This is a genomic window from Nostoc sp. (genome assembly GCF_036919675.1).
In the GTDB taxonomy this organism is placed as follows: Bacteria; Cyanobacteriota; Cyanobacteriia; order Cyanobacteriales; family Nostocaceae; genus Nostoc.
The window spans coordinates 223,837-238,864 of sequence record NZ_JBALCP010000134.1 but is presented as its reverse complement, the minus strand read 5'-3'; the positions used below and the strand labels follow the sequence as shown (position 1 = coordinate 238,864).

At 41.7% G+C, this 15,028-nt stretch carries 7 protein-coding genes and 1 pseudogene; 3 read left to right on the top strand and 5 right to left on the bottom strand.

Annotated features, from left to right (window positions below; all coding sequences use genetic code 11):
• Nucleotides 1-137: 137 nt before the first annotated feature.
• Nucleotides 138-5,576 carry a trifunctional serine/threonine-protein kinase/ATP-binding protein/sensor histidine kinase gene (locus V7K49_RS30940; RefSeq protein ID WP_335209054.1) on the bottom strand — a complete coding sequence of 1,813 codons (5,439 nt, stop codon included), beginning with the start codon at nt 5,574-5,576 and terminating at the stop codon, nt 138-140.
• A 349-nt stretch (nt 5,577-5,925) separates the two neighbouring features.
• Between V7K49_RS30940 and V7K49_RS30935 the strand changes: the two are divergent.
• Nucleotides 5,926-6,201 (top strand): annotated as a pseudogene (locus V7K49_RS30935) (Na+ dependent nucleoside transporter N-terminal domain-containing protein); the annotation flags it as partial.
• Nucleotides 6,202-6,211: 10 nt separating this feature from the next.
• Here the strand turns inward: V7K49_RS30935 and V7K49_RS30930 are convergent.
• From V7K49_RS30930 to V7K49_RS30920, 3 genes are all read right to left on the bottom strand, one after another.
• Entirely contained in the window at nt 6,212-7,948 is a 1,737-nt protein-coding gene (locus tag V7K49_RS30930) for an ABC transporter ATP-binding protein (RefSeq protein ID WP_335209053.1), read from the bottom strand.
• Nucleotides 7,949-8,515: 567 nt separating this feature from the next.
• The gene (locus V7K49_RS30925) at nt 8,516-9,787 is read right to left on the bottom strand and encodes a lipid-A-disaccharide synthase-related protein (protein WP_335209052.1); all 1,272 of its coding nucleotides are present in this window, start codon (nt 9,785-9,787) and stop codon (nt 8,516-8,518) included.
• A 329-nt stretch (nt 9,788-10,116) separates the two neighbouring features.
• A complete protein-coding gene (locus tag V7K49_RS30920; protein ID WP_335209050.1) occupies nt 10,117-10,290 on the bottom strand; it encodes a hypothetical protein in 174 nt (57 codons plus the stop codon).
• A gap of 206 nt (nt 10,291-10,496) precedes the next feature.
• On the opposite strand from V7K49_RS30920, the gene V7K49_RS30915 reads away from it, so the two are divergent.
• The gene (locus tag V7K49_RS30915; RefSeq protein ID WP_335209049.1) at nt 10,497-10,715 is read left to right on the top strand and encodes a hypothetical protein; all 219 of its coding nucleotides are present in this window, start codon (nt 10,497-10,499) and stop codon (nt 10,713-10,715) included.
• A gap of 746 nt (nt 10,716-11,461) precedes the next feature.
• Nucleotides 11,462-13,234 (top strand): fasciclin domain-containing protein, encoded by a 1,773-nt coding sequence (locus V7K49_RS30910; protein WP_335209047.1) that lies wholly within the window; start codon nt 11,462-11,464, stop codon nt 13,232-13,234.
• Nucleotides 13,235-13,615: 381 nt separating this feature from the next.
• On the opposite strand, the gene V7K49_RS30905 is transcribed toward V7K49_RS30910, so the two are convergent.
• Nucleotides 13,616-14,281, bottom strand: coding sequence for a class I SAM-dependent methyltransferase (locus V7K49_RS30905; RefSeq protein ID WP_335209046.1), 666 nt, complete (start codon nt 14,279-14,281; stop codon nt 13,616-13,618).
• Nucleotides 14,282-15,028: the final 747 nt, after the last annotated feature.

Below are 15,028 nucleotides of genomic sequence, written 5' to 3'. Positions count from 1 at the left end.
CTCTCCGCTTCGGGGAGAGGCTTAATTTACATGATATCTGTATGTAAATTTAAGATAACTAAATCTTTTCCGGAGATGTCTAGTCAGTAGTACTTCCCTCCTTTTGGTCTGACCATTATTTAGACTTTGTAGTAATTTTAAATCGGAATTTGAATCACAAATTCTGTACCCTCTCCCTTTACAGAATTAACCTCTAGAGTGCCGCCATGTTTTTCTACAATAATTTGACGTGCGATCGCTAATCCTAATCCTGTACCTTTACCTACAGATTTAGTTGTAAATAAATGGTCAAAAATCTTTTCTTTTACTTTATCAGACATTCCCATACCATTATCTTGAATGTCAATTAAGACATGATGTTTATCTTGATTCAAAGAAGTCTTAATCTCAATTTTATTATTAATCTCGTGAAAATTACGTCCAAGATTAGACTCTTCTAAAGCATCAATTGCATTTGCCAATAAATTCATAAATACCTGATTGAGTTGCCCAGGAAAACATTTGACTAAAGATATATCTCCGTATTGTTTCACTACTTGAATATCTGGATGTAGTTCTGATGCTTTTAAACGATGCTTAAGAATCAAAATTGCGCTGTCGATACCTTCGTGAATATTAAAAGTAACTTTGTGTTCTGTATCTGCCCTCGAAAAGGTTCGCAAACTGTTGCTAATACTCCAAATGCGGTCAACACCTAATTTCATCGAAGAAATCAGTTTTGGCAAATCTTCTCGGAGATATTCTAAGTCAATCACTGCGATTTCTTTTTCAATTTCTCCACCCGGATTCGGAAATTTTTGCTGATAGAGATCGAGCAGGCGAAACAAATCTTCAATATAATTAACAGCAGGTTGGATATTACCTGCAATGAAGCCTACAGGGTTATTAATTTCGTGGGCTACACCTGCAACTAAATTTCCCAATGCTGACATTTTCTCACTTTGCACTAGTTGTAGTTGCATCTGCTGTAAATTTGTAAGAGAGTGTTCTAACTGTTGGGTATTTTCTTGCGATCGCTGATAGAGATAAGCATTTTCTAAGGAGATAGCCGCCTGGGAACACAATAGGTTGATTACTTGGAGTCTATCGCGTGTAAATACTCCGGCAATTAGATTATTTTCTAAGTAAAGGATGCCGATTAACTTTCCTTGATGGAGAATTGGGGCACACAGCAAACTCTTGGGTTGTTCTCGGATAATGTATGAGTCAGAAGCTAAAGAATTATCTTCAGTTGCATTATCGATTACCAATGTTTCTAAAGTGTGTTTAACATAGTTAATTGGAATCAAGGGGATATCTTGGCTGAACTCAATGGGAATAGATTGCAAAATAGTTGGCACTTTTTGGAATGTTGCGTAGGCGTAGCCCGTCGTAGACATCGCCTCGATTACCCAAATATTATCCTTGAGTAAAATTAGAGCAGATTTTTTCGCTCCGGTATTCTCTATCACCACTTGCATTAATGTAGAGAGCAACTTCTCTAAATGAATTTCGCTAGATAGTGCTTGAGAGGCTTTGAGAACACTTGCTAAATCTAAAGCTTCTGAAATGCTGGCACCGCTTGATGAAATTGTTGTACTAGGGCTAAAAGTAGATATGGACATATTATGGAAAGTCGATGCTGTTTCCGTGGGATTGAAGCGAATTTTTTCCCATTGGAGAATCGGGGCGAGTAATTGAGGATAACGTTTTTCTAAGTCATAAACTTTGGCTTTAGCGCCCCAACGAACATAGCAGTAATAAGCATTTGTCAAATAGGTTTGGGCAATTTGCTCTTTACCCCATGTCAAATAAAATTTGGCAGCGAGTTCGTGAGCAAGAGCTTCTTCTTGGATATATTCGTTTTTTTTGGCTCCATGAATAGCGCGATCGTACAACTCCATTGCCAGGGTAAGCTCATTAGTCACACGATAAAATTCCGCAGTTACTAAGTCAGCCTTATGCTGGAAGTTCATCGGGGCATACTCTGCCCAGTGATTCATTTTTTCCTGATGCAGTTTAACCGTTGCCAAACATTCTGTTTGGCTAGTTTCTGGAAGTAAGGGATAGATAGCAAGTCTAACTAGAGAACCATAGAAATATAAAAGTGGAACAATTAATTGAGCCGTCACACCTGCTAGATAATTTTCAGTAAGATAGGCATATTCCAACGCTTGGGCATAGTTACCAAATCCATAGTTCAAAATCAGCTTGTGCAAATTTAAGCTGAATAAGCCCATGAAATTATGACTGTCTTGGAACTGTGGCAGCAATTCGCTCTCATCCACAGCGTCACCCACTAAATAACAAGGATCGGCAGAATGTCCCATCCAGTTCAAAACCACTTGGCGTAATACTTCATTCAACGTCAGAAAGCCTACTTGTTTGATTTGGCGGATCTGCTGACTATAAATGGCAATTTTGTGTTCCAATTCACTTAATTCTTGCCCGATAGTGTAAGAAGACTGGGCATCGTAGTAGTGATTAAGTGCCGCAGCGTCCAGACCACCAGATTCTAAACCATAATCATAGCCAGACTCTAATAACGATAGTGTTTCCCTGGGATGAACTTTCCAGGGAAAGATCAAAGCTCCTGTAATCACTAAGATTTTGGCAAGTAGTGCCTTGTGTCCAAGTTGTTCTGCTAAATGCAATGCCAACTTGCCAAATTGATAGCCCGATTCGATATCATCAACAACACCACAAAGGACAATGCCGTAATGAGCATAAGCAGTAGCTGATGTGGAAGCATTACCATATTGAATTGATATCCGAATTTCTGATAATGCACTTAATAGAAATAATGACGAACCTGAGATGTAAGCAGCTGGTGCAAAAGCGTAGGCAATTTGCATTATTGCTAGGGCTTTCAAATCGGTCATCTTTGGCAAGTTAACTAAATACCCAATTCCCGCTGCTGGAAGCAGAGCTTTTGTTTCTACAAGTGCCTGCTGAGTGTCCGTTTCTGTGGGAGATTCTGGAAAAGATACCCCCAATAATTTCAACGCTTGCACACCAATCTGGACACCACCTAAGAGATTTTTTTGGGCAATGCAAGCAAAAATCTGGACTTCATAAATTTTAATCTGGTCTAGAAAGGTTCTAGCATTTTGCAAGACGATCTTAGCCCACATTTCCATTTGTTCATAGTGTCCACTCAGAAAACCAGCTTCTGTGGCTAAGGTGTATAGGTTGAGGGTGAGATCGTAGGCTTGTTGCCAACCGTCTGCGGATAAAAGTGTTATGCCAGTCTGAAGATAAGCTATCTCCGCGTCATAAGCCGTTGCAGACTTGGCTTTCTGGGCTGCTACTAAGTTCAACTGTGCTAATTGATGGCGTGCATCAGGTTGAATAATCAAAGAAATACCAGTGTTGAGGTTATTGACAATCTCAAAGATTTTTTCTTCTAGTACTTCTAATGATGTTTTACTTAACAGAAGTTGCCCAATTTTCAAGTGAGTTGCTTGCTTTTGGTCTTCAAGAATTAGAGAATATGCAGCTTGTTGAACACGGTCATGCAAAAATTTATATGTAACTATCTGTGAACCTTGTTCTGGCTGTTGTGTTTCTCGTCCTATATAAAACTTATAGATTTCACTTTCAGGCAAGATGAATCCCTCTTGCAATGCTTTCCATAAATTCGACGCGGTTTCAATTTCTGACTGTTCAGAAACAATTGCTAAAGTTACCAAATCAAATTGGTTGCCAATACAAGCTGCAAATTTCAAAACATTCTGCGTTGCTTCTGGCAGCTTCTGCAACTGTAATGCCATAAATTTAACTACATCATTAGTAATAGTTAAGGCTTTGACTGCTGCAATATCACATTGCCAGCAACCTACTTCAACATTAAAAAAAATTAAATTATCTTCATGGAGAGCTTTCAGAAATTGTGTACTAAAAAAATGATTGCCTTTACTCTTCTGATAAATGATGTGAGTTAATAATTGGGCAAATTCTAGAGAAGAACTGAAAGTATCAGCCACCAATTGATTTAAACTTGGTTGGCTCAAAGGAGCTAATCTAATCGTGTTAATAGTAGTCCGCGCTTTCCTAATCTCTACCAAATTTAACATCAAAGGATGGGCAGCAGTGACTTCATTATCCCGATAAGCACCAATCACTAACATATAGTGAATTCCTGTTTCACTCATCAGCAATTGCATCAACTTCAAAGATGCTGAATCCGCCCATTGCAAATCATCCAAAAATATCACTAATGGATGTTCTTTGGTTGTGAAAACTTGAATAAATTTCTGAAACAGTAAATTGAACCGATTTTGTCCAGCACTTCCTGAAAGTTCAGGTACTGGCGGTTGTTGTCCAATAATTTTTTCTAGTTCTGGAATAACTTCGATAATTACCTGAGCATTCTCACCCAAAGCTGTCACAATTTTAGCTTTCCATTGTTCAAATTGGGCATCCGTTTCACTCAGCAATTGCCCCATTAAATCTCGAAATGCTTGGACAAAAGCTCTTAAGGGAATGTTGCGTTGGAATTGGTCATATTTCCCTTTGATAAAATAACCTCGTTGTCGGACAATGGGTTTATGGACTTCATTAACAACGGCAGTTTTACCAATACCAGATAAACCTGCTACCAAAATAATTTCAGTGTTTCCCTGTGCTACTCTGTCAAATGCTGCGAGTAAGCTTTCTACTTCTGCTTGCCGACCATAGAGTTTTTCTGAGATGATGAAGCGATCGCAAATATCTCGCACTCCTAACTCAAAGACATCAATACTGCCAGTTTCGCGCCACTGACGCCAGCAAATTTCTAAGTCATGCTTCAACGCCAAAGCACTCTGATAGCGGTCTTCGGCATTTTTCGCCATCAGTTTACTGATCATCTCAGACAAAATTGGAGGAATCTGAGGATTCAGACTATGCACCTGTGGGGGAACCTTTGCCAAGTGACAATACACCAACTCCATCGGTTCATCTGTGCTAAAAGGTAACTGGCCGGTGAGGAGTTCAAAAAAGGTGACACCCAAGGAATAAAAGTCGCTGCGGTAGTCAATTCCCCGGTTCATTCGTCCAGTTTGTTCAGGAGAAAGGTATGCCAACGTCCCTTCTAGGATATTTGGATTAGTCAGAGTTTGCGTTTCTCTGGAAAGTAAGGAGGCGATACTAAAATCGATCAGTCTTATGTCTTTTGTAGTGGGGTTAATCAAAATATTGGCGGGTTTGATGTCTTTGTGAATCACTCGATTGTGATACAGTCCATCAAGAATGGAGACAATTTGCGAAGCAATGTGAAAAAATGCTTGCAACCCATCAGCATTTTCTCCCATCCCTCTGCCCCATTTCCCCATCTCTTCTTGGAGAGAAATGCCGCCAAAATCTTCCATGATTAAGGCATAGCTGTTTTGATAGTTCTCCAGGCTATAGGTTTTGATAATTCCATCAATATCTAGGTTTTTCGCAATGGTGTACTGATTGCAGAACCGCACGATTTCATAAAATGTAGGATACTCACGCCGCAACAGTTTAATCACTACTGGCATTTTGTCTGATTCTCTAATGCCGCGATGGACTAGGGTTTTTGAGCCAGAATAAATTAGCTCATGTATTTGATAACCAATTAGTGCCACCATAGTTCTGTTTTCTCTACAAGGTTAATTTTTTCCTGTTTACATTGATTGTTCCCATTAATACAAATGTGCTTAAGGTTTAGGGAGACAATTTTGTAACAAGATATGAATATGCGATCGCTAAATCCTTCTTTACAGAACTCCGACAAATAAATTATCTAATCTTGTGGGGTGGGCGACACGAGCGCCAGTTACCAATACAGCACCAAAACTCTAATCCACTATGGCAGAAGTTTGCCTACCTGATGACAAAGGGCTTATACCAATTCACAATTCGCAATTCGCAATTAAAAAACTTTTTTATGTATGCTTTATGACTAAATGCCTTAGTGATACATTTCCGGGAGTCAATATGGAACGCGTCATTTCTGCGTTGGGAAATCTTAATTTTATCGGTATATCCTACGCCTTCTCTGTTAATCGTCGTGCAGTGTGTTGGCGAATAGTGGCGTGGGGTTTGGGATTAGAGTTTGCATTGGCGCTAGTAGACATCTCCGAAAAAGAATCTTAAACCCTTATCCTGTTTAGATAAAAACCTAATTTCTGGAGATGTCTAGTGATTCTTAAAACTCCTTGGGGTTTGAATGTGTTTAAATCTTTAGGAAATATTGTCAGCCAATTTTTAGCATGACAATGCCCTATTCATCTGTAGAGTAGAACTGTTGGGCGTAAAAACGGGCATACCGTCCTTCCTGAGATAGTAGGGAGGCGTGGGTACCAGCTTCAACCACCTGTCCTTGTTCTACTACGAGAATGCAGTCAGCCCGACGAACGCTACTCAAGCGATGGGCAATAATAAACACGGTACGGTTTTGCATGACTCGCTCCAGCGCCTCTTGAACTAGTGCTTCTGATTCCGAATCCAGAGCAGAGGTGGCCTCATCCAGGATGAGAATTCGCGGATCGTTGGCGATCGCTCTGGCGATCGCTAATCTTTGGCGTTGTCCTCCTGATAGGTTAACTCCCCGTTCGCCCACCCAGGTATGATAACCCTGAGAAAACTGGGTGATAAAGGAATGAGCGTTGGCAATCTTTGCTGCTGACTGAATCGCTGCTAAATCTAATTTTTCCTGACCGTAACCGATGTTTTCGGCGATCGTTCCCGAAAAAAGGGTAATGTCTTGGGGAACAATCCCAATTTGATGGCGCAGGCTGGTAAGTGTAACGTCACGGATATCAATATTATCAATCAGAATTTGACCCGCCTGAGGGTCATAAAAGCGAAGTAAAAGGTTAATTAACGTCGATTTGCCTGCTCCTGAAGAACCAACCAAGGCCATGACATCACCAGGAGAAGCGTGCAGACAAAGATCCTTTAGCACTGGCTCGTCAGGATTGTAGGCGAAATTGACATGACGATACTCTACCTTGCCAATAACTCGTGGCATTTCCAGAGCATTCGATTTTTCGCTGAGGCTAGGCTGCTTCGCCATCAGTTCAAAGATGCGTTCGACGGAAGCTTCGGTCTGTTTGTACTCGTTGTAATTGCTAATCATCATGTCGATTGGCTGAATCAGTAAAGCCACAGCAGCTAAGAAACTGATAAACCCTTGAGATGTCAGCTGATTCTGAGAAATCTGCCATCCTCCCAATAAAAATAGCAGCATAATACTAACTGCTTCCAAAAAACCGACAACAGGAAACTGAATGGATTTAAGTTGTTGAGTGCGATACTGAGCCTGACGATTGCGTTCTGCTTCCTGATTGAATCGCTTCACTTCATACTCTTGGGCCGCAAAAGCCTGAACAACGCGAATCCCACTAAATACTTCAGTTAGCAGCGCAGACAAATTGGAAACCTGATTTTGACTCTGGCGAGATAGCACGAGTAATCGCTGACCAAATTCTCCGATCAACCAAGCCATGAGGGGAGCCAAAATCAAACCTGCAAGCGTGAGCGGCCAATTCAGGTAGAGCATGTAAATGGGAATCACAATTAACTGCAACAGATTGGAAAGAAACTGATGGGATAACTTATCAATAATCTCGCCTACCCGGTCGATATCTTCAGTTAGGCGATAAGTGAGGTCTCCCGTCTGTGTGGTTTCAAAATAATCCAATCCGAGTTTGTGCAGGTGAGCGTAAACTCGCTTACGCAAGTTTAAAGCCATTTCCAGAGCAGCAGCGATCATAAAGACATTCTGCCCGTATTGACAAAACCCTCGAACTAAAAATACTAAAGTGGCTAGTCCGAGCCAGTAGGCAATCTGGTTAACATTTCCCTGACTAAGAAAAAAAGCGACCTTACCTGCTAAATAGGGTATTGCTAGGGTGAACAACACAAATCCTAAGATACAAGCCAATCCCCGAATTAACAGCGGCCATTGGGGCCACAGATAAGGCAACAGTTGCCAGTAGCTAGAGCGGACTTTCATAGTTCAATTCTGTATGCTTATATTCTGCCAGCGCCGCAAAGTATCCCTTCCATGATTTATCCAACAATCTCAAAATTTATTGTGCAACCTTGGCAGATAAACTTTTGTCCTCTTGAATTGGCTGTATTAACTTATCCATCTGATTGGAAGATGGCACTATGACCATAGATAAAAAATTGCCGAATGCAATAATTAGCAGCTTTCCACACATAACATCTTTTTGCTCCTATGCCGGATGATTTTTACAGCTATTTTCAGCTAAATAAACCACATCCTCTTGGGCACAGAAAAAGCTCATTGGTGTCAACTTAAGCTCAAACCCCTTTAAAACCTCGTTAAGAGCCTCTGGCTAGAAATGCACTTCTAATTGCGGTGCCGCTAGTTTTGAGGCAGCAGCCCCCCATTAGGCATTCCCAGTCAGAGACTCTTAACGAGGCCCGAGGCAATCTCTGAAGGACTTATCTAGACTGGCTTTCATGTTAAGTTGACACGCATGAGCATTGCTGTGTCCCTACGACAGATGTGGTTCAAATACATGAAAACTGCTGTAATAACTCGCTGTTTTACCTACATTCTGTTATCCTTACCTTCATTATTAAAATTTGGCAGCAACGGTAATTTCTCCTCAGTTTCTCCCAGATAGGTTAGCAGAAGGCGGGCAATTCTCTCAGATGCACCGCGCGGGCCAAATCGCTCAGGGCCATTTTCTTTGCACTTAATCAGGTAGTCTGAATCTTGTAAAGTCTCGACTACTCGTCGAGCTGCTTGCTTGAGAATCTCAGGGGTTGCTGGCTTGGTGCCGATGGTTTGGGCAGAAATGCCCAACAGCCGTGTTTGCGCCTCTGCAAATTGATAGGTAAATTGAGGACCCTCTCCAGGAATCTGGATGATTGGTTTGCCGATCGCTACAGCTTGCTCCACTGCCAACCCTGCCATACCAATGACGAGAGTAGAATAACATAGGATGTCACTGAAGGCATCTGAATAACATCTCACTTCCACAATCGGTGATTTGTCAGCAGAATTTCCTGGAAGAGAATAAGTGAGTATACCTTGAGTCAGCTGCCAACCTTGACTTTTGGCAATGTCGTCTAGTTGCTCCATCAAATCCGGTATCAAGGCTGCACGAAACTGTAATCCTGACTCAGGCATCACCTTCGCGATTCCTACCACTAGTTGCAACTGCAAACAAAAATTTCGCGCGGCTTCAGGCATCCGTGACCCTGGTAGGAGAGCGATCGCTCTCCCGTCTGGTTTCAGGTGCAAGTCTTTGCCAGCAGGGACGAGCCAATCTAAAGCCGGAATGCCAGCAAACTGAGCTTTAGTTAAACCTTGCCGTTGGAGGTCATAAGCCGTATAGGGATCCTTAGTGAAAACTGCCAGACATCTGGAAGAATTAAGATCATGCCACAGAAGCGGATTGAGTCGTAACTGCCCTTCGTAGAGGGCAGAAAGACAAGAGATAAAGGAGACGAAGGGGCGCTTTGTTAAGTAAGCAAATGTCTGAGAGATAAAATCCCCAGTAGCCATAATGAAATCGCAATTGGGAGCATAATGCAACACCGCTTGTAACTGTCGCCACGTTAACCCAATCAATCCCGATTGAAAGTCTTTGAGCAAATAGAGGCGCTTCATATAAAAGAATCCTCCAGAGGGCATCGTTTGCGTCGGGCCAATAATGGGAATGTTCAAGTTACGGTAAGCTTTTCCTTCCCCAACAATCGGCATTGCTGCCATATCAAGAGAAGGACACAATTGGCGCAGGGTTTGAATAACATGAGAGGTATGGTTATCTTCTCCGTGGCCGTTACTGATAAATAAGATTCGCTTAGAAGGCATCTTGGTATTTGGGTAGCAAAAGGGAAAAAACAGCGAATTTTATCTTATTTTATGGCTCCCGTAGCATTATTGATGGGCGTACCTTGGGCTGATTGTCGGCAAGTTGGGAATGATTAGCGATTGCTCCCATTGTTTGGAGATGAACGAGGATCAAAGACTCGTTCACGAGTATCAAAGGTGGATGAACGAGGATTAAAGACTCGTTAATGAGTATCAAAGGTGGATGAACGAGGATTAAAGACTCGTTAATGAGTATTAAAGGTGGATGAACGAGGATCAAAGACTCGTTCACGAGTATCAAAGGTGGATGAACGAGGATCAAAGACTTGTTAATGAGTATCAAAGGTGGATGAACGAGGATCAAAGACTCGTTCACGAGTATTAAAGGTGGATGAACGAGGATCAAAGACTCTATCCAGGCTTGCAGTGCAACTTGCGATCGCATTCTGGGACTGACCGCAGAACAGCTTGTGGGGCAAAATTTGCTTAATCCCAGATAACATTTTATTTATGAAGATGGCTCTCCTTTCGGAGGTGAAACTTACTCTGCGATCGTTACCCAGAATACAGGTAAACCTTGCTTGAATGTGGTGTGTGGCTGTTTATCAGCCAAATCGTGAGCAAGGGGGGCTATTGTTGTCTTCACAACCTCTGTTCCAAGCTGGGGGAACTACTCCCGACGCGATCGTGACAACTTTTTCGGAATCTATTGGCGCAGCTTGAGGACAACTTTAGCTGTGCTGAAGATACTCAACAAGTTGATGCAGATGAATTTCAGGCACTATGGGATAGTATTGCTGACACTCTTTTGGGGATACTCTACATTTATCACCTAATTGAGCAGCGAAATTCTGATGTTAATTACGAAATTGCTCAAGGTTGGGGCTACAGACCAGTAGAAATTCAGGTAATGGCAAAGGAGTTATAGTTATGAGAATTGATGCAGATTAGACATCTTCCGAAAATCCTAGTTTATCTGTGGGTTTATTTTCATAAAATTGTCTTTTGTAAAAAAATAATTCCTAGCCAAAAATCTTGGCGCAATCATGCTCAAAAATTTTGATTGCGATCGCGAATTTCCAGTCTAGCATTTGAAAATTGCCCATTACGGACAACTATCTAAAGAGGGAAAGTTTTTCCTCGGAATCCAGCCCTTAGTTAGTTGTATAATTTTGATTAAAGGTGTAACAATACAGCTTATTGCCAAAACACATTTTATTTCTTTAATCTTGCTAAAGATCATGATAGATTGGGCTTGACGGCATTAGCCCTCCTGGGCAATCATAAAGAGACGGCTATTATAAGCCAATTTTCCTAGTGCTTTACTACGATTTTAGAGCTGATAAAATCGCCTACTTGCACTCATTCTGTTTATTGTTGCAACATACCATATTACCACAATATGCCTGTTTATCCTTATTAGTGTTATCTGCGGTTCTTTAAAAATCAAATAGGAATCCTATACTATGTGTGGTGAACATTTGGATAAATTTAATGAGATGTCAGAGCAGCTAATTATAATGCCCAACATTTGAATTTTCCAGAGTTAACGGTTGTATTTGTGGTTTCCATATCGAGGCAAACCAAATAATCATCTCGATATTTGTATTCACTTAACTTTGCATCCAGTATTTTCCAATAGTCAATCCAAGAATTTGAAAAGAGGATATTTCCATGTCTAGTTTGTTTCGTTGTTCATCAGCAAGGGTTGCTTTACTAGTTGTAGGAATGACATCTGCTATATTAGCTCCTATCGTAATTTCTACCCCAGCTTTATCTCAAAATACTGTTCCATCTACGACACCATCGCCTGACACACCATCGCCTGCGACACCATCGCTCGATACACCATCGCCTGCAACACCATCGCCTGACACACCATCGCCTGCGACACCATCGCTTACAACACCATCACCTACTTCAACAGTCAACTTGTCTGATGTTTCCTCAGATTATTGGGCGCGTCCCTTCATTCAAGCCCTAGCTGACAATAACGTGATTGCTGGCTTTCCTGATGGCACCTTTAGGCCGAATCAAGCTGTGACTCGTGCTGAATTTGCCGCCTTAATTCAAAAAGCTTTCGGTAACCAAAACCGAGTTCGGCAATTAAACCCAGGTGGATTTAGTGATGTTCCTGCTAACTACTGGGCGGCTTCTGCAATTCAGAGCGCCTATGAAACTGGATTTCTGGCAGGTTATCCTGGGAACGTGTTTAGACCAAGTCAAGAAATTCCTAGAGTGCAGGGGATCGTTGCCTTAGCGAGTGGTTTAGGTTTAACTCCTAGCAGCACTGGAACAAGTAGTGACCTCAGCACCTATTACAATGACGCCTCAAGTATCCCGAACTACGCTGTTAATAGTGTGACAGCAGCAACACAATCTAATATTGTTGTTAATTATCCAGATGTAAAACAACTTAATCCGCAACAGTCCCTGACTCGTGCAGAAGCTGCGGCACTCTTATATCAAGCTTTGGCTAAACTGGGAAGGGTGCAACCCATTGCTAGCAATCTTCCAGCTACTCAGTATATTGTTGGTGGAACTCAAAGAGGTACCGATATTGTTTCTCTTGCTGCATCCAGTAGTTCTTTGACAACTCTGACTTCTTTATTAAAGACAGCTGGTTTAACTGATATTCTTCAACAGCCAGGCCCTTATACAGTCTTCGCTCCTACTGATGAAGCATTTGCTGCTTTACCTGCTGCTACCTTACAACAGTTACAGCAACCAGAAAACAGAGAAGCATTGATTAAGATTTTGAGATATCATGTGCTTCCTGGTGCAGTAACTGCTAGTCAATTCTCGCCTGGGAAACTGGTAACCGATGAAGGAAGACCTGTAAATATTAAAATTGATCGCGCTAACAATCAAGTCGAGGTGAATAATGCCAGAGTTATCCAGGCGGACGTGAAAGCTAGCAATGGTGTTATCCATGCAGTTAACCAAGTCCTGATCCCGCCTGATGTTAACATTAGTAAGTTAAATCAGCCACCAACAGGAAGCACAAATGGGACACCTACGGTAGGTAGAGCTACTCGTGGTGGCAGAAGCTACATCGGGGTAGGTGGTAACATTGGTTTGAGCGGCAACGATTCAGCTCTGAGCGATGGTAACTTTACAGTAATCAGCAAACTTGGTCTGACAAACTATCTATCAGTGCGACCATCGGTGATCTTTGGGGACGATACACTATTTCTAGTACCAATAACTTTAGATTTTTCTCCGCGCAGAGCAGGTTCGGTGGGTGAGAGAACCTTTGCTATATCTCCTTATATCGGTGCTGGCGTAGCAATTGAAGCTAACGCTGGTACTGATATTGGATTACTGCTAACTGGTGGTGTAGATGTTCCTCTGGGTTCTAAACTTACGCTAACAGGTGGTGTAAATGCTGCTTTTCTGGATGACACCGATGTCGGACTACAATTAGGAGTTGGCTATAACTTCTAAGTAAATAGAAGTAGAACACGCGGTAGGGGCGCACATCTGTCATTGGTGTCAAATTAAGCCAAAACTCTTTTAAAGCCTCGTTTCCAGGATCTATATCATGTCCGCTGAACTGCCCATAATAAAAGAACCTCACTCCGCCTATAGCTAAAGCTACAGGCTCCCCTCCCCTTGTAAGGGAGGGGTTGCTTTTGAGAGGTCACGCAACAATCACAAGTAATTTACCGGACATGATCTAATTAGGACTTACGCGCTGTACAAATTAATCATAGTATGCACTTACCATGAGGTTTTACTACGCAAAACCGTCCCTCTGCGACTCGCATAGGTACAGACTTGAATTAAAGTTCAAGTCCGGGAGAGGTTCATCAAACTCATGTTGGATTAAGGTCGCTTGATTGCTAAAGTAAGTCCATCAGCAATGGGAACAAGGGATAGGGTAACCCGTTCATCATGATGTAACTTTTGGTTGAGCGCCCGGAGAGCTTGGGTCCTTTCATCTTGATTTTGCGGATCAGCAACTTGTCCTGACCATAAAACATTATCAATAGCAATCAATCCACCTGGACGCACCAATTGCAGCGATCGCTCGTAATATCCGTCATAATTTTCTTTATCAGCATCAATAAAGGCAAAATCAAATGTCTCGGCTTGCCCAGTTGCCAACAATGCATCTAAAGTTTCCAAACCTGGTGCCAATCGCAGATCGATTTTATCGGCAACTCCGGCTTCTTGCCAATACCGGCGGGCAATCGCAGTAAATTCTTCACTCACATCAGCAGCGATAATCTTGCCATCATCAGGAAGGGCTAAGGCAACTGAGAGTGAGCTATAACCTGTAAACACTCCAACTTCCAGGGTTTTCTTGGCTCCAATAAGCTGCACCAGAAGTCTCATAAACTGCCCTTGTTCTGGTGAAATCTGCATTCCACTTCGGGGATGGTTGGCGGTTTCTTGGCGCAACTTCAAAAGAATCTCCGGTTCCCGCAGCGAAACGGATAAAAGGTAATTATAGAGTTGGTTATCAAGACCTATAGACTGTTTTGGCATGGTAAATCAGAGAATTCAAGTAATCTACAGTTATACTATCGCCTAAGAGTGGTTAATCAGAAATCCCTAGTGAGCTTACAGCAGAATTCAAGTATTTGAACCACATCTGTTGTAGGGGCGCAAGGCCTTGCGCCCCTACCGCTTGTGACTCTGGGGTCATGACTGATTTATTATACGGGTATTTAAATTGTCATGCTTTTAACTGAGAAATGCAAGTGATATTAAATACAGTATAGTGACAGCTAAAAAAGAGGAATAAAATCAGCGATCGCGCTAATAAGCAGGCTGGTTTGGAGAAGATTGGGGAGATAGTGTGTTGAAATTATTGGATTGAATGCATGATGCACTTTTATACTTGCCAAAAAGCATTGGGACAATGATCAGATGGTTATGCAGTTCATGAAGGTTACTTATGAACAATTAGGAAATTTAAAAACCTGCCAAAATGGCAACCAGATTCTGATTAACCAAGTTAAATTGTATAAAGATAAACGACTTCAAGGTTTTTGTTATCAGGGACTACCACGTAAGCAAATTACTTTTGTAAAACACTATCTACTAAGTGATTTACAAAAATAAAAAACTATTTCTACCAATTATTTGCAGAGGATTTTCTCAGTAGATAAATATCAATAATCAGGTTTGACATTTGCTGCAACAGGAATATTAAATATGTATGGGCGTTGTTGTTGAAGTACGCATTAGCCCCCAAATAACGGGCAACGTCTATATATATTCCTATCACTT

Coding starts and splice junctions, on each gene's coding strand:
- V7K49_RS30930 (WP_335209053.1), bottom strand. CDS start 7,948: ATGAAAGTCCGCTCTAGCTACTGGCAACTGTTGCCTTATCTGTGGCCC.
- V7K49_RS30940 (WP_335209054.1), bottom strand. CDS start 5,576: ATGGTGGCACTAATTGGTTATCAAATACATGAGCTAATTTATTCTGGC.
- V7K49_RS30925 (WP_335209052.1), bottom strand. CDS start 9,787: ATGCCTTCTAAGCGAATCTTATTTATCAGTAACGGCCACGGAGAAGAT.
- V7K49_RS30910 (WP_335209047.1), top strand. CDS start 11,462: ATGTCTAGTTTGTTTCGTTGTTCATCAGCAAGGGTTGCTTTACTAGTT.
- V7K49_RS30920 (WP_335209050.1), bottom strand. CDS start 10,290: ATGTTATCTGGGATTAAGCAAATTTTGCCCCACAAGCTGTTCTGCGGT.
- V7K49_RS30905 (WP_335209046.1), bottom strand. CDS start 14,281: ATGCCAAAACAGTCTATAGGTCTTGATAACCAACTCTATAATTACCTT.